Source organism: Caulobacter sp. 602-1 (assembly GCF_003931565.1).
Lineage (GTDB): Bacteria > Pseudomonadota > Alphaproteobacteria > Caulobacterales > Caulobacteraceae > Caulobacter.
The window spans coordinates 139,382-161,866 of the sequence record NZ_RRYI01000009.1 but is presented as its reverse complement, the minus strand read 5'-3'; the positions used below and the strand labels follow the sequence as shown (position 1 = coordinate 161,866).

Genomic DNA, 22,485 nt, shown 5'->3' with positions numbered 1-22,485 from the left:
TTCGATAGGAAGACGCCGCCGCGCGACAGCGCCCCCAGCCTCCGGGGATGACAAATAAGTAAGTTTTGCAACAAGCTACCCGCGCGGCCGGGCGCGGGGGCGGCTAGAAGTTGGCCGACAGGGCCAGGCTCCACGTCCTCGGACGTTGCGGCGTCACCTGACGGACCTGGCCGAAGCTGAACGGGTTGCCGTAGGCGAAGGTGTCGCTGGAGCTGTTCCAGGGATTGCTGACGAACACGGCCGCGCGCCAGCGGTCGGTCATCACCTGGGCCGACAGCTTGCCGGTATAGTAGCCGCCCATGGTCGGCGAGAAGCGCGGGTCGAAGGTCAGCCGGGACTCGCCGATGTAGCTGGTCTCGGCCGTCAGCATCAGCGTGGCGGCGGCGATCGGGCGCTGATAGGTCACAAGGCTGCCGAACGAGACATCCGGCACGCCGGGCAGGCTGGCGCTGTCGGTGATGCCGTATCCGGGCGCGATCCGGGTCAGTTTCGGTTCGTTGAAGAGAGCATTGGCCTTCAGGGTCAGGCGCGGCGTCGCCTTCCAGCCCGCCTCGATCTCCAGGCCGCGGTTGCGGCCGTCGCCGATGTTGGCGGTGTAGGACAGGCCCGAGGCGAAGTACTGGTCGGTCTGGATATTACGCCAGTCGTCATAGAACAGCGCCGCCCGCAGGCTCACCCGACCGTCCAACGGATTCAGCGTCGCCCCGACCTCGTAGTTGCGCAGATGGTCGGGCCGGAACACCCGCCGCGCCTCGGACGGCCTTGTCAGGCCCCCTGAGTTGAAGCCGCCGGCGCGATAGCCCTCCGAGCTCAGGGCGTAGATCATGCCGCCACGCGCCAGGTCGCGCTGGATCGAGATCTTCGGCGAAAAGCCGCTGAACGAAGCCGCGCGGTCCAGGTCGCGCGTCTGGCCCGGTGGGGGCGCCAGGACGTAGGAGCGGGTGTGGACGGTGGTCTTGAACGCCCGCCCGCCCAGCGCGACCTTCCAGTCGCCGCCCAGGTCGTAGGTCGCCTCGCCATAAAGGGCGTACTCGTTCAACCGGTCCTTGCGATTCTCGTCATAGTAGCTGCGGCTGACGGCGCCCGAGCGGGCCCGCAGATCGGCGTCGCCTTCCTCGATGCTGGTGGCCAGGAAGCCGCCGATCATCCAGCGCAGTCGGCCGATGGCCGGCGCGGTGTAGATCATGTCCTCGATCGCCATCCGCACACGGGCGGATTCGTCGTAGACGCCCAGCTCGAGAGCCTCTTCCGAAAACTCGCTGAGCGAGACGGTGGCGTCGTAGCGGCTGGCGTAGCGGTGGGTCACGTAGCCGGTCACCGACTCGAACTGGCCCCAGTCGCCCGAGCCGCTGATCTTGACCGAGGTCTGGGACAGGCGGTTGCGGTGGATCTCGCGCACCTGATTGGCGCGGCGCGGGCCGCCGGGGGCCAGGGTGACGTACTGGGTGTCCTTGGACGAGACGCTCTGCAGGGCCGAGCTCAGCTTGAGTTGCCAGTCGCCCAGGGTCGCGCGCCAAGCCGCCCGCCCGCCGCGGCGCGTGGTCTTGTCGACGTTGGACAGGCGCAGGTTGACGTCGTCGAGATAGCCGCCGTCGACGTCGTAATAGACCGCCGCGCGCAGGGCCGAGACCCGGCCGATCGGCGCGTTGATCACACCCTCGGCGCGATAGCTGTTCGAGCCGGATTCGGTGGTGGCGATGGTCGAGCCGACCGAGGCCGAATAGCGTCCCAGTTCCGGCTGGCGCGTGACGATGCGATAGATGCCCGACAGGGACCCGCCGCCGTAGAGCGCGCCTTGCGGCCCGCGCATCACCTCGACCCGGTCGACGTCGATCAGTCTCAAGTCCGGGTCGGGGGCGTTGTAGTTCACCGGGATGTCGTCGAGATAGGTGCCGACCGTCGACTGGGTGCGGCCCGTGAAGGTGCCGTCTGACAGGCCCCGCAGCAGGATCTTATTGCGCGCCGCGCCCAGGTTGGTGGTCATGAAGCCGGCCGTCTGGCGGGCCACCGAGCCGGTTTCGCCCACCCCGGTGTCCTGCAGTTGCGGCGAGCCGATGACGCTGACGCCGCCAGCCAGGGCCCCGAGGCGCGGCGAGCGCTTGCCGGCGTTGATGACCAGCGGAGCCAGGGGCGCGATCGGCTCGGGCGCGACGACGGCCGGCCGGGCGGCGACCACGGGGCGCGGCGCTGGCGGAGCTGGCCGGGCGGCGGAGAAGCGAACCGTGCGGGCGTCGACGAAGCTGTAGGCGCAGCCCTTGCCCTGACTGACGCGATCCAGGGCTTCGCGCAGGCTGAAGGCGCCGACCAGTGGGACGCCGGGGCCCTTGCAGGCCTCGACGCCGCCGATGGTCGCGCCCATGCGGACGCCCAGTTCGATCAGGGTTTCGGCGGCGGTGGGCTCGCGGATGTTGAGTCGGACGCGCGATTCCGCTGCAGCGGCTTCATGCGCGCTGGCGCCCAGACCCAGAAGACTGGCGGCGAGCAGGAGCGAAGCCCGATTCAGGGTCGGGCCCGGTCAAGGACGTCAGTCGGGAGCGGACGGCCTTCCGCGCAGGACAATCGAATCATCGCTCGGCGTCGCCGAAATCGGCATGAGGCTGGTCAGGCGACGGACCATCGCATCCTGACCATCCACGATCAATACGCCGGAGAAACGAAGATTGGCCGTGTTTTCACCTTCAAGGCGAAGCGGGCGGTCGAAATAGTGGTTCATGTCCGCGACGATCCGCGTCAGCGGCTCGTTGCGGTAGATCAGGCGGCCCGAACGCCAGCCCACCTGATCTGCGGCCACGACGCCGCGCACGCTGACGCCCGAAGCGCCCTCGACATGTTCCAGCATCTGGCCCGGGCGCAGCCGCACGGGAGTGTCGCCACTGTCCGTAGAGACCTCGACCAGACCGCGCAGCACGGTGACCGTGAGCTGCCCATCGCGGCGGCGCACGTCGAACTTGGTGCCGAGCACGCGCACGGTCTCGTCGCCGGCGGTGATCAGGAATGGGCGGGCGGCGTCGTGCGCCACATCGAACAGGGCCTGGCCTTCGTGCACGGTCACGCGACGCGCGTCCTTCTCGAGGCGCACGGACAGGTGCGAGTCGGTGTTCAGGTCGATGTGGCTGCCGTCGGCCAGCGCGATGGCGCGGTTCTCGCCCTTGGCCGTGGTGTAGAGCGTGTCGGACGCCGGCAGGATCTCGCCCCACGGCGCGACGACAAGGGCGACGGCGGCCGCGGCGCCCGCGGCGCCCAGACCACCCAGCCAACGCCAGTCGATCATGAACGCACGCTTCGCCGCGGCGCGCTTCGGCTCGGCCAATTCCCCCCGGACGGCCGCGCCTCGCTGGAAGATCTCCTCGTCGACGGCCTGGATGGCGTCATACGCCTCCCGCGCACCGGGTTCGTTGAGCCAGGCGTCAAACGCCAGCCAGTCGGTCTCTTCGACCTCCGGCCGCTGCAGTCGGGTCAGCCAATCGGCCGCCTCTTGCAGATGTTGCGCTGACCGGCTCATCCGGTGGTGCTCCGACGAGGATCCATCATCCCCCTGCGAATAGACGGCGCCGTGCAGGCCCGGCCCCCATGTGACCCTGCATAAATCAACGGAGCCGCCTCGTCAGGGTCTTCAAGGCGGAGCTTATGTGCTTTTCCACCGTACTGACGCTGATGCCCATGCGTCGTGCGGTTTCCACGTGGCTGTGCCCCTCTAGTTTGTGCAGCCGGAAGGCCTGACGGGTCTTTTCAGGCAAGTCCTCGACGGCCTCGACCAAGGCCTTGAGCCGCTGACGGCTGGCGACAACCTCGTCGGCGGAAGGTTCGTCGGCGACCTCGTGACCGGCCACGACGGTCGTGGTGACGTCGCGCCAGTCGCTGTCGCGCGTCCCCGAACGCTTCTGGCTGCGCAGGCGGTCAAGCATCAGGTTCGAGCCGATCCGGTGCAGCAGGGCCGAGGGATTGTCGACCGGGCCGACCGCTTCCATGCCGCTGATGCGGAGATAGAGATCCTGGACCAGGTCCTCGGCCTCGGCGCGGGAGCCCAGGCGCGCAGAGAAGAAACGCACCAGATTGGCGCGTTTTTCCTCGTACAGGCCCAGCAGCGCGACCTTGTGCGAGTCCGTCACGGCCAAAAGATCACCCACGTCCGCCAAAAACCACCCCCTTCACGGCGCAGCACTATCCATCTTTTTGGCGGAATGACGATCGTTTGTTGCGAGCGATCCTCAAGTCAGGATTTGGCGGTACGAGGACCTTCGAAGCCGTCTAAGTCCAACAAAAAGCTCAAATATCAGCGGTTTTCATGGTTAAGCCTCGCGGCCTGAACGACGCCGTCTCCGACGACCGGCGGAAATGCCTGGATTTATGTGGCGAAATGTCGCGGCGCGGGCGGGGCGAGGCGGCGCCGTCTCTGGCGTATCGAGATCCTGGAGCGAGATGGGCCCGCCTTACTCCTTGTCCGGTCTCAGCAGCTGGGGGAGGACGGCGTCGAAGACCCCCATGCGCCTCCGGCTCCGGGAAAGCTGGACGGGACGGCCGGTCTCTGTGGCGGCGCGCGGGGGCCTCCCAATGCGACCAACGTCGGCAATGTTATCCATTGTAAAATCAGAGCCAGGATTCCTGGCCGGCGCCGAGTTCTTGCCGTCTAAGTACAAAAAATGATGGGGGGAGCGCGGAGCATGGAGCAGTCCAGCATGACGGCGCCGACGGCCGCGACCGTCGGCCACCGGTTCCGATCGCGTCGCCTTCGCCTCGGCCGGTTCGTCGTAGCCGTGGTCTTGGCGGTGCTGAGCTGGGCGGTGATCATCCTGGTCTGGTGCGCCCTGAGCGCTTGGCTCGCGTGACCTTCGGGGCGCGCGGCGCTATCATTCTCCATCTGAACCACCGGGGGCGAACGACCATGCGCGCAAGCGGTTTTCTGCTGGCCGGAGTCTGTCTGACGCTGCTCGGCGCTTGCGCCTCGCCCCGGGCCGTGGGGCAGGGCGACGTCACCGGGTTGAAGGGCCTGGCCCCCTATTCCAGTTCGGCCGACGGCGCCGATGCGGCCTTCGCCAAGGCGGTCCAAGCGCGGGCGATCGACGCCTTGGGCGGAAGCGGCGGCGGCAAGCCTGCCTACCTCGTCCAGGTCGGCGTGGCGGTGGCGCCTTTGAGCGTCGGCGTCTCCAGCGCCGCCGGACCCCTCGACGACAAGGCCTGGCGCAGCCCGGCCGAGGACCGTCCCTGGTGGCGGCCGTGGCGGGGCAAGGGGCCGGCCCGCACGGTCACCCTGGCGGTGGTCGAGGCTGGCACGGGCAAGACCGTCGCCTGGTCCTCCATCCGCGTGCGTAAGGACGAGCCTGCGGCCGTCGCGGACCTGCTGGTCGCGGCCCTGCGGCCCTCCACCAAGGGTTAGTTCGCCGGCCCAACGGTATGACGCGGCAGGCGGACGGTGAACTCCGCCCCGACGCCCGGCGCGCTGCGGCACGAGACCTCGCCGCCGTGGCGGGTGACGGCCGCCTGTACGAAGGCCAGGCCCAGGCCCACGCCATTGACCGCGAAGTCGTGACCCGGCCGCTCGAAACGCTGGAAGGGCCTGAAGGCGGTGGTCGCCTCCTCGCGCGAGAACCCCGGACCCTGGTCGGCGATGGCGACATTGGCGGTCGGGCCGCTCGCCGAAGGCTGTTCCGAAAGACTTACGGTGATGGTCGAGCCTTCGGGGCTGTACTTCACCGCGTTTCCCAGCAGGTTGACCAGGGTGCGGGCTAGAACGCCGCGATCGCCCAGCACGGTCAGCGGCGTGTCGCCGCCGACCTGCTCGATCCGGATCTTGCGCTGCAGCGATTGCGGCCAGACCTCGTCGATGGCCTCGACGGCGATGTCGGCCAGGTCGACCGGCTCCAGATGAACCGGGGTCACCTCGGCCCGCGCCAGCTGCACGAAGCCGTCGGCCAGGGCCAGGGTGCGCTTGGCATAGGCGGCGATGCGGTCGGACAGTTCGGTCGGGACGCCGGGCGTCGTGGCCAGCAGGGCCAGGATCGAGGTCTGCGGCGAGCGCATGTCATGGGTCAGGAGTTGCAGGGCCTGCTCGCGTTGGCGCATGGCGGCGGTGAGGATCGAGATATCGGCCAGGCGGACGATCCAGCCGGCCGGCGCGTCGGTCTCGTCCCTGCGGAACACGGTCTGCAGCTGGAAGGCGCGGCCGTCGGGCAGGTGCAGGTCGATCGGCTCGTGCCGCTCGGTGGCCAAATGGTGCGGGTTGGGGGGCCAGTCCAGCTCGAAGCGATGACCCAGCGGCTCCAGAGCGTTGATCAGGTCGGCCAGGGACGAGCCCGTCAGCTGAATCTGGCTGGGCTTGAACAGGGCCTGGGCGGCGGCGTTGGCGGCGATCACCCGGCCGTGGGCGTCGGCGACCAGGGTGGCGTCGGGCAGGCTGAACAGGGCGTCGGCCGAGAAGCGGCGCAGGTCGTCCATGCGCGTGATCGCCTCGCCCAGGTTCGAGGCCTGACGCGACACGACATCGCTTTCGAAGTCGGCTGGAGCGGTTCCGCGCCCGCGTCCGCGCACGATGCCACGCACGCGCGCCAGTTCGCGGCTTAGCAGGTCGTTGACGCGACCTAGCTGTCCCCAGCCCCAGAGCAGGGCGATGATCTGCAGGCCCAGCACGGTGGCGATCGGCGACAGCCAGATCTGGCCCAGCCAGAACATCGCCGCCGAATAGGCCAGACCGACCAGGCAGAGGCCGATCGTCAGCGCCAGGTTGGCGCGCGGCGGCAGGACCAGGAACCCGACCATCAGCAGCCACAGCAGGGTGAGCGTGAAGGCCGCGCGGCTCCACGGGCCCGCCGGCTTGACCATCAGCCCGCTGCGCAGGCCGTCCAGGATGCTGGCCTGCAACTGCACGCCGGTCATGCTGGCGGCGTCGGGCGTCACCGGCGTCGGGAACGCGGGACCCAGGCCCGGAGCGGTCAGGCCCACGAACACCGTGTGGCCGGCGATCAGCGACGGCGGCGCCTCGCCGGCCAGCACGCTGGAAAAGCTGACGTGGCGATAGATCGACGGCGGGCCGGCGAACGGGATCAGCAGGGTCTCGTCGAAGCCGCGCGTGACGTCGCGCGCCCCGACCGGACGGGTGGCGCGGTGGACAACGGTGACGAGATCGGGACTGAGGCTGACGCCGCTGATTTCGAACGGGGCCATGCGGCGCACGACGCCGTCGTCGTCGAAGCGAACATGGGCCAAGCCGACGCCGGCCGCGCCCTGGGCGATGGCGGGCACCGAGCCCACGACTCGCGGCGGGGCGCCCGCGCCCGCGTCGGCCAGAAACTGCGGCAGGTAGACCCGACCTGAACGCTTGATGGCCTCGCCCAGCGCCTGATCTTGGGCTGGGTCGCCAGCTTCGCTGAACAGGACGTCGTAGACGATGGTCCGCGCGCCGGCCTCGGTCAGCCGGTCGACCATTCTGGCGTGGATATCGCGCGACCAGGGCCAGGCGCCCAGCTGGGCCAGGCTGCGATCGTCGATGTCGACGATCAGGATCGAGGGATCGGCCGGCCGGCCGTTGGCGCGGGCCAGGATGTCGTAAAGCACGTTGTCCAGCCGCTTGGGCGGCATGACGGCGAAAGCCACCATGACCAGGCTGGAGACGATGGCCAGCAGCAGCCAGGACAGCAGCCGCCCGCTCGGGCGCGGCGCGCGGGGCGCGGCGTGCGTCACTTCCCGATCTGCAGCTGCTGCAGCGTCCCGACCTTCTCGGTCACCGCGCCATCCTTGAAGCGCACGGCGGCCACGCGCCAGGAATAGCTCCCGGGCGGCAGGTCGGTCAGGGTCAGCTGGGGCTCGGTCAGGCCGGGCTGGTCCACGACCGCGACCTTGGCCTCGGCGTCGGAAAACAGCTGGAAGCGATAGTTGCGCACGCCGTCGCCCGCCGCGCTCCAGCGGAACAGGAACTTGCGATGCTTGCCCTCGCGGCTGTCGGACGGCGCGCCGGCTTCCAGCGTGTTGAGGTCGCGGTCGAAGCTGTAGTCGGACGGGAAGCCTTCCAGGCCGCCCGGGTCGATCGCGGTCAGGCGGACGAAATAGGTGCCGTTCTCCAGTTGGCTGAAGTCGGCGGTGGGGCGCTCGCGGGTCGTGGTCTGAGTTCTGGCCTCGGCGAAGATGTCCACGAAGCCGGCGTCGCGGGCCAGCAGCAGACGATAGGCGGCCGCGCCCGGGACAGGTTCGACGGTGAAGCGGACGATCGCCTCGTTCTGGGTCTGGCCGCCGGGACCCATCTTCGGTCCGGGCAGGAGCTCGACAGGCCCGCCGACACCGCTGGCCGAAGCGCTGACGCCGAAGCCCGCCGCCACCGGCGGTCCGCCGGTCGCTACCTGGCCAGCGTCGACGCCGACCGCGCCTTTCAGGACTTCCGTCTGAGCCCCATCCCCATTGACTCCGACCCGAAACTCGGTGCCGCGCACCGCCGAGACCGAGACTGGGGTGCGCACCTCGAACCGGGCCCCCGGCGTCTCGGTCGGCGTCGCCGAGATCGTGCTCTTGCCCTGGTCCAGCTGGAACACCCGCTGGGGCGCGTTGTTGATCATCACCTGGCGCAGCTTGGAGATCCGCACGCGGGTGTTCGACGGAAGGGTGACGCGCGAGGCGTCCTCCAGCTCGAAGGTGGCGAAGGCTCCGGGGCCGGTGCTGATCACCTGGCCCTCAGACAGCGGCATGCCGACCCGCGCCGGTGCGCGCTGGCCGTTGGTCTCGACGGTGACGGGGCCGGTGAACGCCGACAGGCTGGCGGCGATCGGCGTCGACTTCAAAAGGTTCGGGTCGATGTTCAGCTGCGAGCCGGGCCGCAGGCGGGTGGGCTGGGCCACCCGATTGGCCTTCTGCACCGCGCGGTAGTCGCCAGGTCGGTTCATGTAGCGGCTCGCGAGCCCGATCAGCGTATCGCCCGGCTTGACCACATAGGCCACCGGCGGCTCCGGCGCGGCGGTTTGGGCGTTGGCCGCGCTCGCAAGCATCAGCCCGGCCAGAAAAAGGACGCCCGCCCCCGCAGCCCTGGTCATGTCTACTCTCCCCCGCCCGCCGCCTCGGGATCACAGGCCTCCAGACGATAGCCGAAACCGTAGACCGTGCTGAGTCTGAAACCGTTGGTTGGCCGCAGATGCAGCTTGGCGCGCAGGCGCGAGACGTGCGCGTCCAGGGTGCGGGTCTCCAGATCGGGCCGCTGACCCCAGATGCGCCGCAGCAGGTACTCGCGCGACAGGGGGCGGGACAGGTTGTTGAAGAGCAAGGACGCCAGCTGGAATTCCTTGGGCGTCAGGGCCTCGACATGGCCCGCCCAACTGGCCGTCTGGGCGCCTGGGTCCAGGCGATAGGGGCCATGCTGCTCGACCTGGGGCGAGACCGGCGGCCGGTGGATGCGACGGGCCACGGCGTTGACGCGGGCCAGCAGCACCTGGGGCTGCAGCGGCTTGACGATGTAGTCGTCGGCGCCGGCGTTCAGGCCTTCGACGAGGTCCGCCTCGACCGAGCGGCTGGTCAGCAGCAGGACCGGCGGGGCGGTGGTCGGATCCTCGCGCAGCAGGCGCAGGGTCTCGACACCGGACAGCTCCGGCATGTTCCAGTCGAGAATGATCAGGTCGAACGTCTGCTTGCGCAGCTCGGCCAGAAGACGCGAGGGCGTCGTGAAACTGGTGCAGACAAAGCCTGCAGGATCCAGAACCGAAGCGACAAGCGCATTATGGCTTTGGTCGTCGTCGAGCAGGGCGACTTTCATGCGCTCACTTATACTGGGAAGTGGCGCGTCCCGCGGGGGAGCGGAACGCGCCGCGGGACGCCCGATGTCGGTGGGGTGACGAACAGGCGACCAGCTATTCATTGTTATCGCGCCCCGCCCCCGGTTGCTCGCCTTCAGGCGGCATTTTTACAATGCTTTACAGTCGGGTCGAGCGAGCATTCATGCGGCGACCCGGATGATCGAACCCAACTTGGGCGCGAGATCGCCCGTGGGGCGAACCTCGACGCCGGAAAGCCCCAGCCAGGACGCCATCAGCGCCAGCTCCCCGGCGAGCCGTTCCGCGGTCGCGTCATCGGCGTCAGGCTCGGCGTGGGCGGCCAGGACCAGCAGCTTGCCGGCCTTGCGATCGGCCTTCAGGTCGACGCGCGCGGTGATCGCCTCGTCCTGCAGGAACGGCAGCACGTAGTAGCCGTGGGTGCGCTTGTGGGCGGGGGTATAGATCTCCAGCCGCACGCGGACGCCGAACATCCGCTCGGTGCGCTCGCGGAACCAGATCAGGTTGTCGAACGGCGAGAGCAGGGCGGCGGTCTTCACCGCCCGCGGCCGCCGCGCCTGCGGCCACAGATAGGCCGGCTGCTCCCAGCCCTTCACGGCGACCGGGATCAGGGTCCCGTCGCCGACCAGCGCGGCCACGCCGTCGCGAGCATCGGTCACGCCGAGCCGGAAGTAGTCGCGCAGGTCCCGCTCGGTGGCCACGCCCATGGCGCGGGCCGAGATCTTCAAGAGTTCGCGGCAAGCCTCGGCGCGGCTGGGCGTGGGAGTCTCGGTGATCGCCTTGGGCAGCACCTTCTCGGGCAGGCCGTAGACGCGCTCGAAGCTGTTGCGGCGCGTGGCGGTGGTCAGGCGGCCGGTCCAGAACAGGCATTCCATGGCCCGCTTGCCTTCGCTCCAGCCCCACCAGCCGCCTTCGCCCTTGGCGCCCAGCTCCAGTTCGGAGGCCGCCAGAGGGCCGCGTTCGGCGACGGCGGCCAGGGCCTGGTCGAGGAAGTCCGCGTGGCTGCGCAGGAAGGCGGCGACGTTCTTCCAGACCCCGACGCCGTCGAGGGCGTCCTGCATCCGCCAGCGTAGCAGGGGGTGGGTCGAGAGCGGCGTCAGCGAGGCCTCGTGCGCCCAGTATTCGGCGAGGTCCGGCGTCTTGCCCCAGGCCATCGCCTCCAGCAGCGACCGGTCATAGGCCCCCAGGCGCGAGAACAGCGGCAGATAGTGCGAGCGCGAGACGACATTGACCGAGTCGATCTGCACGACGCCCAGGCTCTCGATCGTCGAGAGCAGGCGGCGCCTGTCTGGATTGGCGGGACGGGGCCGCGCGAAGCCCTGAGCCGCCAGCGCGATGCGTCGCGCGTCCTTCGCGGAGAGGGTCTCGACCATGGCGCCAGTTGAACTTGCGTCGGGACCGGGCGCAAGGCAGTGAGACCGCTAACACTCTAGGGAGCGGCCTTCATGACCGTCATCGAAAGGGGCTCGGCCCGCCTGGCGCTCGCGCCAGAGGTCGGCGGTGCGATCGCCAGCTTCACGATCGGCGACCGCCACGTGCTGCGGCCGATGGCGGCCGGCGCGACCGACGCCCTGGCCTCGGCCTGCTTTCCGCTGGTCCCGTTCTGCAACCGCATCCCGAACGGACGCTTCACCTTCGAAGGGCGTGAGGTCGTGCTGCCTCCGAACCTCGGGACCCATCCGCATCCGCTGCACGGCCAGGGTTGGCGCAATGCCTGGACGGTTGAGAAGGCTGAAGGCGGCGAGGCGCTGCTCTCCTACGAGCACGCGGCGGACGCCTGGCCCTGGGCCTACCGCGCCGAGCAGCGGTTCGCGGTTGGCGAGACCGGTCTGCGCCTGGAACTGTCGGTCACGAACACCGGCCCCGACGCCATGCCGGCGGGCCTGGGTTTCCATCCCTACTTCCCGGCGCGCGACGCTGAGACCCTGACGGCGACCAATGATGGCGTCTGGATGATCGACGAGGACGTCTTGCCGACCGTGCGTCACGCCGGCGTCTGGGGACCGGACTGGGCGAAGGGGGCGAGCGTGGCGGGTCACGACCTGATCGACCACTGCTACACGGGCTGGGACCAGCGCGCGGCGCTGCGAGCTCCCGGCCAGCCCGACACGACCATCACCGCCTCTCCGGAGTGCCGCTGGCTTCACGTCTATGTTCCGCCGGACCAGGGCTTTCTGTGCGTCGAGCCCTGCGCCAGCCGCCCCAACCCGTTTGGGGCCGGGGAGACCGGCATGGTGACGCTTCAGCCCGGCGAGAGCCGGTCGATCTGGATGGAAGTGGCTAAGGCGTGATCCCGGCCTGGGCTTTCAGCCTGCTCACCATGTCGTTCGACATGTAGCCGTCGGCCGGCAGCTGCTGGCTCTGCTGCCAGGCGCGCAGGGCCTTGCGGGTGCCGGCGCCGATGACGCCGTCGGCCGGGCCTGGGTTGAAGCCGACCCGGGCCAGGGCGATCTGGGCGGCCATGCGGTCCGACATCGACAGCGGGGTCTCGACTGGCCACGGCGTGACCGGGGGCGCGCCACCGCCGAAGCGATCGGCCAGCAGGCCGATGCCCAGGGCGTACGAGGTCGAGTTGTTGTAGGTGCGGATCGCGAAATGGTTGGGCAGGGCCAGGAAGGCCGGTCCCGCCGCGCCCGCAGGCAGAAGCAGCATGGCCGGCGAGGCCGCGTCCGCCGCCGTCCAGGGCAGGCCGTCCGCGCGGCGCACGCCGCGGGCTTCCCACCAGGCGGGAATCTGTTTCTCGACCTCGGTCACCGAATAGTCGAAGCCGGCCGGCAGGATCACTTCCTTGGCCCAGCCCGCACCGGGTTTCCAGCCGCCCTTGGCCAGGAGGTTGGCGGCCGAGGCCAGGCTATCGGCGTCCGAGCCCCAGATGTCGCGGCGGCCGTCGCCGTCGAAGTCGACGGCGGTCGAGCGGTAGCTGGAGGGGAGGAACTGGGTCTGGCCCATCGCCCCGGCCCACGAGCCGCGCAGCTGGGCGCGGGTGACCTCGCCCGAATCGATGATCTTCAGGGCGGCGATCAGTTCGCCCTCGGCCCAGGCGCGGCGGCGGCCATCGGCGGCCAGGCTGACCATCGAGCGGACGACGTCGAAATTGCCCTGCAACTGGCCGAACGCCGACTCCATGGCCCAGACGGCCAGCAGGATGTCGCGCGGCACGCCGTAGCGGGCCTCGATGGTCGGCAGGTAGGTCAGCTCTTCACGCTTGCGGCGGCCCACGGCCACGCGGTCGTCGCTGATCACGCCCTTGATGTAGTCGCCCACCGGCTTGGAGAACTCCGGCTGGCGGCTGTCCAGGCTGATGACCTTGGGATCGGGCGTCACGCCAGCCAGCTCGCGGTCCAGCAGGGCGGGCGACAGGCCCTGGGCGATGGCGCGGCCCCGGAAGTCCCGCAGCCAGGTGTCGAAGGCCAGCTCGCCCGCGGGCACGGGCGTCGCCGGAACCGGCTGCGGCGCGGCCGGAGTCTGGGGCTTGGGCGCGGGTTGCGGCGGGGTGATCGCCGTCAGCGGACCTTGTGGAGAGGTGTCCGCGCAACCGGCGAGCAGGAGAACGAGAAAGACGCGACGATCGATGGCCATGCGGGGGAAGCTACCGGGGTTCGAGTAAAGCCTTCAATCACAAGCGCGCCAGACGGGTGAAGTTCCCGCGAAATCCCCACGCGCATTTGGGCGAAAGGGCGTCGAGCGCATTGACTCCGGTCCGCGTCCTGCTTATACGCACCGCCTCCGAAACACCCGGAAGTTCTGGCCGTATTCTGCGCGCCCGAACCTCTCCGCCGCAGTACAGAGACCGGTCATGAAGGTTCGCAGCTCGCTGAAGTCGCTGAAGGGTCGCCACCGCGACTGCAAGATGGTGCGTCGCAAGGGCGTCATCTACATCATCAACAAGACCGACCCGCGCTTCAAAGCCAAGCAAGGCTAATGACTTTGTCGCGTCCCAGAGCCGTTCTCTGGGATGTCGGCAACGTCATCGTGCGCTGGGATCCCCGCGCACTGTACGCGAAAATGTTCAAGGAACCGGCCGATCTCGACCGGTTCCTTTCGCATGTCTGCACGCTGGATTGGCATGTCGAGCACGACAAGGGCGTTGGCTTTCCTGAGAACGCCGCGCCACTGATCGCGCGCTTCCCCGAGCATGAGGCCGAGATCCGGGCCTGGGACGAGCGGTTCCACGAGATGCTGTCGGGGCCGATTCCCGAAACGGCATCCGTGATCGAAGCCCTGGCCGCCCGTGACGTGCCGCAGTTCGCCCTGACCAACATGCCCCAGAGCAAGTGGCCTGCGGTCCAGGCCATGTCGCCGGTCCACTTCGGTCATTTCCGCGACGCGATCGTTTCGGGCGACGAGCAGGTGATCAAGCCGGATCGTCGCATTTACGAGATCGTGCTGGAGCGCACGGGGCTGCGGGCCTCCGACCTGCTGTTCATCGACGACAGCGCCGCCAATATCGCGGCGGCCATGGACATCGGCTTCCACACCCACCACTTCACCGATCCGGCGCAGCTGCGCGCCGCCGTCGAGCGGCACGGCCTGCTCTAGTTCCCAAGTCAGGGAGATCTCGCATGAACGTCGGTTTCGTCGGTCTCGGCGCCATGGGCGCGGCCATGGTCCGCAACCTGTTGGGCAAGGGCGTCCAGGTGACGGTGTGGAACCGCTCGCGCGGCGTCGTCGACGAATTGGCCGCCGAGGGCGCCACGCCGGCCGCCAGCGTCGATGAGGCCTTCGCCGCCGACATCGTCCTGACCATGCTGGCCCACGATCAGGCCATGCGCGAGGTGCTGCTGGACAGCGGCGCGCTGGCCAAGGTCCGCAAGGGCGTCGTCCACGTCAACCTGGCCACCATCTCGACCGCCCTGGCCGCCGAGCTCTCGACCCTGCACGCCGAGCTGGGCCTTGGCTATGTCGCCTCGCCCGTGTTCGGCCGTCCGCCCGTCGCCCAGGCGGGGGGCTTGAACGTCCTGGCCGCTGGCGCGCCCGAGGCCGTGGCCGTGGCCATGCCGGTGCTGGAACTGCTGGCCGCCAAGGTCTGGCCGCTGGGCGAGGATCCTGTCCGCGCCAACGCCCTGAAGCTGGCCGGCAATTTCATGATCGTCTCGGCCATCGAGAGCATGGGGGAGGCCGTGGCGCTGGGCGAGGCCTATGGCGTCGAGGCGCCCGAGCTTCTGGACATGCTGTCCAGCACCCTGTTCGCCGCCCCGATCTACAAGATCTACGGCGCCATGATCGCCGAGCGCCGCTACACCCCGCCGGGCTTCGCCGCCGAGCTCGGCCTCAAGGACGTGCGCCTCGTCCTGGACGCCGCCGAGGCCAAGGGCCTGTCCATGCCGCTGGCCGATCTGGCCGAGGCCAGCCTGGAATCCCTGCTGGGCGGCGAGGAGAAGAACCTCGATCTGGCGGCCCTGGCCGAGATCGCGCGCGGACGTGTGGAAGGCCGCTGAATCGCGCTTCCCAGCGGCGCGCGTTCGCACTAGGTTCCGCGCCTCCTGAATTCCAGCCTCTCGCGAGACCTGAGCATGGCCGACGACGCCGTTCCCCACGCAGACGTTCTGAACTCGACCGCCCAGGGTCAGCTGAAGTCGATCATCGATCGCGTCGAGCGCCTCGAGGTCGAAAAGACCGAGATCATGGAACAGATGAAGGAGGTCTATGCCGAGGCCAAGGGCAATGGCTTCGACGTGAAGATCCTCAAGAAGGTGGTCCGCCTGCGCAAGCAGGACCGCGCCAAGCGCCAGGAAGAGGACGCGATCCTCGACCTGTACCTCTCGGCCATCGGCGAGATCTAAGTTTTTCAGGTGCGCTGGCGCGCGGGGTCGGGAATAGTCCTGGCGACATGCGCGCCAAGCCGCCCGATCCGAAAGAACAGGCCAAGAAGGCCGCGCTGAACGCCCTCAAGCGGGCGCGCCGCGCGGCCGAGAAGTCCGGTGTCGAGCTCTCCGAGTGGGAGGGCGAGTTCCTGACCAGCGTCGCCCAGCGCGTCGAGACCTATGGCCGGGCCTTCGCCGACCCCGAAAAAGGCGCGCGCGGCCAGGCCCTGTCGGGCAACCAGGCCATCAAGCTCAAGGAAATCGTCCGCAAGGCGAAGGGCGAAGCCAAGCCCATGAAGCGCGGCAAAGGCTTCGCGCGGCGCGGCCGTCCCGAGCCTGAAAGCGACGAAGGCTGATCCCGGCCCGATCAAGCCAGGGATTATCGCACGCATTCCGAGCGTAGCGGTGTCACGAGAACAGATGACAAAAACAGCCTGAAGTTTGTCTCAAAGACTTACCAAAAACTACTGTTCGTCGAACCGCGTTAAGGTCCTGGTAAGGATCTCGGTCGAAAATGTGAATAATTGTAAAGAGTTAAATACTCATCGCTGTGAGGGTTCTGGGTCGCGGGCGGGTCGCGGCTCCAGCCTCGACGCACGCGGGCGATAGCCTGGATCGGCGTCGAGCGAACCCCACGGCTTCGTGGATCAAGGACAATGGCGACGACCTATCAATATCTGCTACGCCGCAAGGCGGAGCTGGAAACCCGCATGGTTGAGGCTCAGAAGCGCGCCCAGGCGCCGTTCGAGGGCGAGCTACGAGCGATCATCGTGGCGCTGGACGCCCTCAAACAGGCCGGAATGTCCGAGCGGCTGTCCGCCGGCGAGCCGGCGCCGTTCGCGCCGCCCGCTCCGGGCAAGCGCGGCCGACGGGGGCGCTCCACCCGCGACATGATCCTGATAATCTTGACCCAGGCGCCGGGCTTGAATGAGGCGGAGATCGCCCGTCAGCTGGATCACCGCTGGAGCCGGCCGGTGACCCCGACCCAGGTCGGACGAGAGCTGGAGCAGATGGAGATCGAGGGTATGGCCCGGCGGTCCGGCGCGGGATGGATCCGCATCGAGGAGGCGCCCCAGAACGCCGAAGAGCGGCCAAGCTTCAGCCTGGCCGCTCCCGGACACTAGTTCGGTCTTGAACGCCTCAGGCGCGCGCCGGCTTCGCCGACATGGCCGGGCGCGCCGGCTTCAGCAGCGCCTTCAGGCGCTGTTCGCGCGAGACGGGGCGGAAGATCATCAGAGTCGCCATCAGCCAGCCTCCTTCATGTCGACCTCGATGCCCTGCTCGCGAACCTTGCGATAGAGGGTCGAGCGACCGATGCCGAGGCGGCGGGCGACTTCGCTCATGTGGCCGGCATAGACGTCGATGGCGTGCTGAATAAGGTCGCGCTCGATGTCTTCCAGCGTCCGCAGGTGACCGCGGTCGTCGAGAATCCGCACGGGCGCCTCGGCCGCGCCCGTCGGGGCGGCCATGGCCGCGTGAGCGGCTTGCAGCAGGGCGGCAGGCGGCGGCGCGGGCGGGGTCGAAACAGCCTCGACCGGCGCGGCCAGACCCGAGATGGCGGGGAAGTCGTAGGGCTGCAGATAAGGCGCGTCGGCCAGCACGATGGCGCGATAGACCGTGTTCTCCAGCTGGCGGACATTGCCCGGCCAGTCAAAGGCGGTCAGCAGTTGCAAGGTCTCGGGCGAGGCGCCGATGACGCGCTTGCCTTCCTCCACGTTGAAGCGGCGGATGAACGCCTCGACCAGGGCCGGGATATCCTCGCGACGCTCGCGCAGGGACGGAGCCTCCAGCGGGAAGACGTTCAGGCGGTAATAGAGATCCTCGCGGAAATGCCCGGCCGAAACGGCCTGCTGCAGATCGCGATTGGTGGCCGAGACGATGCGGACATCGACCTTCAGCGAGCGCTTGGAGCCGATCGGATCGATCTCGCCCTCCTGCAGCGCGCGCAGCAGCTTGACCTGGACGTCCAGCGGCAGTTCGCCGACCTCGTCCAGGAACAGGGTGCCGCCGTCGGCTTCCTTGAACTTGCCCAGATGCTTGTCGCTGGCGCCGGTGAACGAGCCCTTCTCGTGGCCGAACAGGATCGACTCGACGAGGTTTTCGGGAATGGCGCCGCAGTTGACGGCCACGAACGGCTTGCCGGCGCGATCCGAGGAGCCGTGCACCGCGCGGGCGATCAGCTCCTTGCCGACGCCGCTTTCGCCGGTGATCAGCACGGGGATGGCGCTCTTGGCCGCCCGCTCGCCCATGCGCTTGACCATGGTCATGACCGGCGAGGCGCCGATCAGATCCGCGAAGGTGGTTTTGCCGCCGGCCCGCTTGGTCAGGCGCTCGACCTCGCCCTTGAGGTCGCCGATCGACAGGACGTTGCGGATCGAGACGGTGATGCGCTCAGGGCTCGCCGGCTTGATGAAGAAGTCGGCCGCCCCGGCCTGCATGGCCTTGACCACGGTGTCGACGCCGCCGCTGGCGGTCAGCACGATCACGGGCTGGGTGAAGCCGCGGGCGCGCATCTCCTTCAGCGTCTCCTGGCCGGTCAGGCCAGGCATGACGAGATCGAGCAGGATGACGTCGGCCGGCGCGCCCGATGTCAGGTGCGCGATCGCCGCGTCGCCGCCTTCGGCGTGTGCGACCGCGAACCCGTCGCGTTCGAGCACCGCCTGGATCAACCGACGTTGTGTCGGGTCGTCATCGACGACTAGGACCGTTTTGGTCATAGGGCATATCCACCAGAACCGGCCATGCCCACATGGAGCACGGCTCTTGTTGGTTCAGAGTGATACAGCCCGCGGGTAAACACCGGCTTTCGCAGACGTGTCGCGAAGCTTAAGGTTTAGCCTTAACAGGACCTTACCGGGGAGCGGGGCGTGGCGGGCGCCGAACGGCCGCGGGCGCCGGCCCCGGCCCCGGCCTTGCCGGAAGTCCGCGGCGCGACGGGCGAGCACGGACGGTGCGCGTTCGAGGTCGACGAACTGGCTGGACTTTTGCGACAGGCCTGGAGGATCGTGGTCCCCAGGTGATCGCCAGGTAGTACGAGGTCTAGGGGCATGTTCGTTGGACACTACGCGGCGGCCCTGGCCGCCCGGGCGGCCGAACCGCGCGTCCCACTGTGGACCTATGTCCTGGGCTGCCAGGCCATCGACATCGCCTGGAGCGGGCTGATCCTGGCCGGCGTCGAAAGGGCGAGCGTCGATCCCAGCCTGCCGGGCAGCACCCTGGTGCTGAGTCACATGCCCTATACCCACAGCCTGCCGGCGGCGGTGCTGTGGTCGGTCGCGGTCGGGGCGGGGCTGATGGCGCTGCTGAAGCTGCCCAGGCGCGCCGGCGTGTTCATCGGCCTGACGGTGTTCTCGCACTGGGTGCTCGACTTCCTGGTCCATCGTCCGGACCTGCCGCTTCTGTGGAATGGGCCGATGGTCGGCTTGGGTCTCTGGAACCATCCGCTCCCCGAGGAGGTGCTGGAGATGGGCCTACTGGCGCTGGCGGGCGCGGCCTGGGGCTGGCGGCGCGGCCAGGAGGGCCAGGGCTGGAAGCCGGCCTTGGCCTTCCTCGCCTTCCTGCTGTGCCTGCAGGTCGTGCCGATGCTCTCGCCGCTGGGCGAGGGGCGGTTGTCCCTGGGCGGCTCGCCCCTGGTCGCCTACCTCGTCGCCTGCGTCGCGGCCTGGATGGCCGAACCGACCGTGGCCAAGCCAGGCGTCGGCAGGGCCTGACGCCCGAAGCCTGACGTCCTCGTGCATTGCGCGGACGGGGGCGCAGCGCCTATCTGCTAGGCCATGAACGCCCCTTTCAAGCCCGACGCCCCGCCCGAATGGAACCTGGCCGACCTCTATGTCGGCCGCGACGACCCCCGGATCGAGACCGACCTCGCCGCCGCCAAGGCCGCCAATGACGAGCTCGCCACGCTGGAGGGGATGTTCCTCGAGGCTCGCAAGGAGCCGGCGCGCCTGGGCGTGCTGCTGGATCGCGGGATCACGCTCTACGAAGCGGCCACCAACGGCCTCTGGAGCGTCGGCGCCTATGCCAGCCTCGAAGCGGCCGTCGCCCGCGACGATCCCGCCTGGGCCAAGTTCGAATCCGACCTGCGAGCCCGCTCCTCGCAGATCGCCGCCGAGAGCCTGTTCTTCACGCTGGAGCTGAACCAGCTGGAAGACACCGAGATCGCCAAGGCGCTAGAGGCCCATCCCGACGCGGCTCGCTGGGCGCCGTGGCTGCGCCGTGTGCGTCTGTCGCGGCCGCACGAGCTGTCGCCGGAACTGGAGCGCTTCATTGTCGACAAGAGCCCGGCCGTCGCCAGCTGGGTGCGACTGTGGGACGAGACGCTGGCCAAGCTCGTGGCGAAAGCCGGCGACGAGACCCTGACCCTGCCCGAGGCCCTGAACCGCCTGTCGGACCCCGACGTCACGCGGCGCAAGGCCGCCGCGGACGGACTGGCCAAGGCGTTGGAAGAGCGCGCCTCCACCCAGGCCCTGGCGCTGAACACCTTGGCCTTCGAGAAGCAGGTCGAGGACCGCTGGCGCCGCTATGACACCCCCGCCCAGTCGCGCCACTTGGCCAACGAGGTCGACGGCGACGCGGTCGACGCCCTGGAACAGGCGGTGGTAGAGGCCTATCCGCGTCTGTCGCACCGTTACTACGCCCTGAAGGCCAAGGTCATGGGTCGCGACAGCCTGGACTACTGGGACCGCAACGCCCCGCTGACCGCCGCCGCCCCGCGCGCCTACGCCTGGGACGAGGCGCGAGGCATGGTGCTGGAGAGCTTCCAGGACCTGGCGCCGAAGTTCGCCGACGTCGCCCGGGTGTTCTTCGACAAGCCGTGGATCGACGCCCGGCCGCGTTCCGGCAAGCAGTCCGGCGCCTTCGCCCACCCCGTGACCGCCGACCGCCATCCGTTCGTGTTCATGAACTATATGGGCGAGCGGCGGGACGTCCTGACCCTGGCCCACGAGCTGGGCCACGCCGTCCACCAGACCCTGTGCCAGCCGCTGGGCACCCTGCTGGCCGATACGCCCCTGACCCTGGCCGAGACGGCCTCGATCTTCGGCGAGGGCCTGGTGTTCGATCGTCTTCTCGCCGAGGCCACGCCCGAGGACCGCAGGAGCCTGCTGGCCGGCAAGATCGAGGACGGGCTCAACACCGTGGTTCGCCAAATCGCCTTCCACCGCTTCGAACGCCGCTTCCACGAGGCCCGCCAGGAGGGCGAGCTGTCGCCCGACCAGATCGGCGGCCTGTGGCTGGAGGTGATGGGCGAAAGCCTAGGCCCGGCCGTGAAGCTGAACGCGGGCTACGAGCACTACTGGGCCTATGTCAGCCACTTCTGCCACGCGCCGTTCTATGTCTACGCCTATGCGTTCGGCGACCTGCTGGTGCGCGGCCTGATGGAAAAACGCCGCGAAAATCCCGTGAAATTCGCGCCGCTCTATGAGGATCTGCTCTCGGCTGGCGGTACGCGGACCTATGTCGAGGCGCTGAAGCCGTTCGGCCTGAACCCGCGCGACAAGGCGTTCTGGGCCGCCGGCTGCGCGCAACTGGAGCGGCTGGTGGACGAGTTCGAGGCGCTGGTGACCTGATGGGGGATGACGCCCGCGACCCCGAACGCGACCGCCTCTCCGGCCGGATCTCCCGCTTCGCCAAGGTGGGCGCGGGGCTGTCCGGCGCGGCGGTGTCCTACGGCGCCAACCGCGTTTTCGCCGGCGACGACGCCAACGCTCGCAACGCCAAGGCGCTGAAGGCGGCGCTGGGCGGGCTGAAAGGGCCGCTGATGAAGGCGGCCCAGATGTTCGCCACGGTGCCGGACCTGTTGCCGCCCGAGTTCGCCAAGGAATTCGCCGAGCTTCAGACCAACGCGCCCGCCATGGGCTGGCCGTTCGTGCGCCGGCGCATGGCGGCCGAGCTGGGGCCGGACTGGCAGGGCCGGTTCGCGAGCTTCGAGCACGAGGCCGCCGCCGCCGCCTCGCTGGGCCAGGTCCACCGCGCCACGACTCACGACGGCCGGGCCATCGCCGTGAAGCTGCAATATCCCGACATGCAGAGCGCGGTCGAAAGCGATCTGGGCCAACTGCGGGCGCTGATCGGCCTGTTCAAGCGCATGGACGGCTCGATCGACCCGTCGGAGATGATCGTCGAGATCGGCGACCGCCTGCGCGAGGAGCTGGACTACGAGCGCGAAGCCAGGATGATGTCCGTGTACGGAAACTTCTTCGCCGCGCGCGAAAACATCCGCACGCCGACGCCCGTTCCGGAGCTGTCGACCGGCCGCCTGCTGTCGATGACCTGGCTGGACGGCCAGGGCCTGCTGGCCTTCAAGAGCGCCCCGCAGGAGACCCGCGACCGCATCGCCGCCCTGTTGTTCGAGGCGTGGTGGAGCCCGATGACCCATCTGGGGATCATTCATGGCGACCCGCACCTGGGGAACTACAGCTTCGGCGGCGAGGAGGCGGCGCATCTGAACCTGCTCGACTTCGGCTGCATCCGCGTGTTCCCGCCGACCTTCGTGGCCGGGGTGGTGCGGCTGTATCGCGCCCTCTCCAACGACGACCGCGCCGAGCAGGTCGAGGCCTATCGCACCTGGGGCTTCCAGGGGCTGACGGACGAACTGGTCGACACGCTGAACGTCTGGGCGCGTTTCATCTATGGTCCATTGCTGGACGACCGGGTCCGCACGGTGGCCGACGATGTCCCGCCTGGCGAGTACGGCCGCCGGGAGGCCTTCAAGGTGCGCCAGGCCCTGAAGGCGGTGGGCGGGATCACCATTCCGCGCGAGTTCGTGTTCATGGACCGCGCGGCGATCGGACTGGGCGCTGCCTTCCTGCACCTGGGGGCCCGCCACAACTGGCGGGCGCTGTTCGAGGCGTCGCTGGAAGGGTTCTCGGAGGACGGCGTCGCCGAGCGGCAGGCGAAGGCGCTCTCCGAGGTCGGCCTCTAATTCTTGTCCTCCCGGACAG

23 protein-coding genes are annotated in these 22,485 nt (G+C 68.9%); 13 read left to right on the top strand and 10 right to left on the bottom strand.

Annotated elements, in window-relative coordinates; translation table 11 throughout:
- Positions 1-103: 103 nt before the first annotated feature.
- The 3 genes from EIK80_RS22310 to EIK80_RS22300 all read right to left on the bottom strand — a co-directional run bounded on the left by EIK80_RS22310 (position 104) and on the right by EIK80_RS22300 (position 4,109).
- Complete coding sequence (locus EIK80_RS22310) at positions 104-2,359, bottom strand: TonB-dependent receptor (protein WP_125159205.1); 2,256 nt, start codon at positions 2,357-2,359, stop codon at positions 104-106.
- 165 nt (positions 2,360-2,524) lie between these two features.
- Entirely contained in the window at positions 2,525-3,502 is a 978-nt protein-coding gene (locus EIK80_RS22305) for a FecR domain-containing protein (RefSeq protein ID WP_125159204.1), read from the bottom strand.
- An 85-nt stretch (positions 3,503-3,587) separates the two neighbouring features.
- Positions 3,588-4,109, bottom strand: coding sequence for an RNA polymerase sigma factor (locus EIK80_RS22300; RefSeq protein WP_233586912.1), 522 nt, complete (start codon positions 4,107-4,109; stop codon positions 3,588-3,590).
- A gap of 552 nt (positions 4,110-4,661) precedes the next feature.
- Between EIK80_RS22300 and EIK80_RS26170 the strand changes: the two genes are divergently transcribed.
- Positions 4,662-4,826 (top strand): hypothetical protein, encoded by a 165-nt coding sequence (locus EIK80_RS26170; RefSeq protein WP_158624744.1) that lies wholly within the window; start codon positions 4,662-4,664, stop codon positions 4,824-4,826.
- Between the two features lie 56 nt (positions 4,827-4,882).
- Positions 4,883-5,374, top strand: coding sequence for a hypothetical protein (locus EIK80_RS22295; protein ID WP_125159203.1), 492 nt, complete (start codon positions 4,883-4,885; stop codon positions 5,372-5,374).
- On the opposite strand, the gene EIK80_RS22290 is transcribed toward EIK80_RS22295, so the two are convergent.
- The 4 genes from EIK80_RS22290 to EIK80_RS22275 all read right to left on the bottom strand — a co-directional run bounded on the left by EIK80_RS22290 (position 5,371) and on the right by EIK80_RS22275 (position 11,113).
- A complete protein-coding gene (locus EIK80_RS22290) occupies positions 5,371-7,674 on the bottom strand; it encodes a CHASE2 domain-containing protein (RefSeq protein ID WP_233586911.1) in 2,304 nt (767 codons plus the stop codon). The genes EIK80_RS22295 and EIK80_RS22290 overlap by 4 nt on opposite strands.
- Complete coding sequence (locus EIK80_RS22285; protein ID WP_125159202.1) at positions 7,671-9,011, bottom strand: FecR domain-containing protein; 1,341 nt, start codon at positions 9,009-9,011, stop codon at positions 7,671-7,673. The genes EIK80_RS22290 and EIK80_RS22285 overlap by 4 nt, the downstream gene beginning before the upstream one ends.
- Before the next feature lie 2 nt (positions 9,012-9,013).
- Positions 9,014-9,826, bottom strand: a complete 813-nt coding sequence (locus EIK80_RS22280; RefSeq protein ID WP_199743591.1) for a response regulator transcription factor — start codon at positions 9,824-9,826, stop codon at positions 9,014-9,016.
- A 78-nt stretch (positions 9,827-9,904) separates the two neighbouring features.
- Positions 9,905-11,113: a winged helix-turn-helix domain-containing protein gene (locus EIK80_RS22275; RefSeq protein ID WP_125159200.1), complete on the bottom strand. Its 1,209-nt coding sequence runs from the start codon at positions 11,111-11,113 to the stop codon at positions 9,905-9,907.
- A gap of 72 nt (positions 11,114-11,185) precedes the next feature.
- On the opposite strand from EIK80_RS22275, the gene EIK80_RS22270 reads away from it, so the two are divergent.
- Entirely contained in the window at positions 11,186-12,031 is an 846-nt protein-coding gene (locus EIK80_RS22270) for an aldose 1-epimerase (protein ID WP_125159199.1), read from the top strand.
- Here the strand turns inward: EIK80_RS22270 and EIK80_RS22265 are convergent.
- Complete coding sequence (locus EIK80_RS22265; RefSeq protein ID WP_125159198.1) at positions 12,021-13,319, bottom strand: lytic murein transglycosylase; 1,299 nt, start codon at positions 13,317-13,319, stop codon at positions 12,021-12,023. The genes EIK80_RS22270 and EIK80_RS22265 overlap by 11 nt on opposite strands.
- A gap of 217 nt (positions 13,320-13,536) precedes the next feature.
- Between EIK80_RS22265 and ykgO the strand changes: the two genes are divergently transcribed.
- From ykgO to EIK80_RS22235, 6 genes are all read left to right on the top strand, one after another.
- Positions 13,537-13,662, top strand: a complete 126-nt coding sequence (ykgO, locus tag EIK80_RS22260; protein WP_004616427.1) for a type B 50S ribosomal protein L36 — start codon at positions 13,537-13,539, stop codon at positions 13,660-13,662.
- Positions 13,662-14,279 carry an HAD family phosphatase gene (locus EIK80_RS22255; RefSeq protein WP_125159197.1) on the top strand — a complete coding sequence of 206 codons (618 nt, stop codon included), beginning with the start codon at positions 13,662-13,664 and terminating at the stop codon, positions 14,277-14,279. Before ykgO ends, EIK80_RS22255 begins: the two co-directional genes overlap by 1 nt.
- Before the next feature lie 23 nt (positions 14,280-14,302).
- Positions 14,303-15,178, top strand: coding sequence for an NAD(P)-dependent oxidoreductase (locus tag EIK80_RS27075; protein WP_125159196.1), 876 nt, complete (start codon positions 14,303-14,305; stop codon positions 15,176-15,178).
- 75 nt (positions 15,179-15,253) lie between these two features.
- A complete protein-coding gene (locus EIK80_RS22245) occupies positions 15,254-15,523 on the top strand; it encodes a DUF2312 domain-containing protein (protein ID WP_125159195.1) in 270 nt (89 codons plus the stop codon).
- Between the two features lie 47 nt (positions 15,524-15,570).
- Positions 15,571-15,900, top strand: a complete 330-nt coding sequence (locus EIK80_RS22240; protein ID WP_125159194.1) for a hypothetical protein — start codon at positions 15,571-15,573, stop codon at positions 15,898-15,900.
- A 300-nt stretch (positions 15,901-16,200) separates the two neighbouring features.
- Positions 16,201-16,668, top strand: coding sequence for a hypothetical protein (locus EIK80_RS22235; protein WP_125159193.1), 468 nt, complete (start codon positions 16,201-16,203; stop codon positions 16,666-16,668).
- A 16-nt stretch (positions 16,669-16,684) separates the two neighbouring features.
- Here the strand turns inward: EIK80_RS22235 and EIK80_RS26755 are convergent, their stop codons facing one another.
- Positions 16,685-16,777 (bottom strand): hypothetical protein, encoded by a 93-nt coding sequence (locus EIK80_RS26755; RefSeq protein ID WP_370450253.1) that lies wholly within the window; start codon positions 16,775-16,777, stop codon positions 16,685-16,687.
- A gap of 11 nt (positions 16,778-16,788) precedes the next feature.
- Positions 16,789-18,261 (bottom strand): sigma-54 dependent transcriptional regulator, encoded by a 1,473-nt coding sequence (locus EIK80_RS22230; RefSeq protein WP_125159192.1) that lies wholly within the window; start codon positions 18,259-18,261, stop codon positions 16,789-16,791.
- Between the two features lie 150 nt (positions 18,262-18,411).
- Here EIK80_RS22230 and EIK80_RS26165 point away from each other — a divergent pair, with 150 nt between their 5' ends.
- The 4 genes from EIK80_RS26165 (at position 18,412) to EIK80_RS22215 (ending at position 22,466) form a co-directional block, all read left to right on the top strand.
- Positions 18,412-18,564 (top strand): hypothetical protein, encoded by a 153-nt coding sequence (locus tag EIK80_RS26165; RefSeq protein WP_158624743.1) that lies wholly within the window; start codon positions 18,412-18,414, stop codon positions 18,562-18,564.
- A gap of 27 nt (positions 18,565-18,591) precedes the next feature.
- Positions 18,592-19,254, top strand: a complete 663-nt coding sequence (locus EIK80_RS22225) for a hypothetical protein (RefSeq protein WP_125159191.1) — start codon at positions 18,592-18,594, stop codon at positions 19,252-19,254.
- 63 nt (positions 19,255-19,317) lie between these two features.
- The gene (locus EIK80_RS22220) at positions 19,318-21,111 is read left to right on the top strand and encodes a M3 family oligoendopeptidase (RefSeq protein ID WP_125159190.1); all 1,794 of its coding nucleotides are present in this window, start codon (positions 19,318-19,320) and stop codon (positions 21,109-21,111) included.
- Positions 21,111-22,466, top strand: coding sequence for an AarF/ABC1/UbiB kinase family protein (locus EIK80_RS22215; RefSeq protein WP_125159189.1), 1,356 nt, complete (start codon positions 21,111-21,113; stop codon positions 22,464-22,466). Before EIK80_RS22220 ends, EIK80_RS22215 begins: the two co-directional genes overlap by 1 nt.
- Positions 22,467-22,485 lie beyond the last annotated feature (19 nt).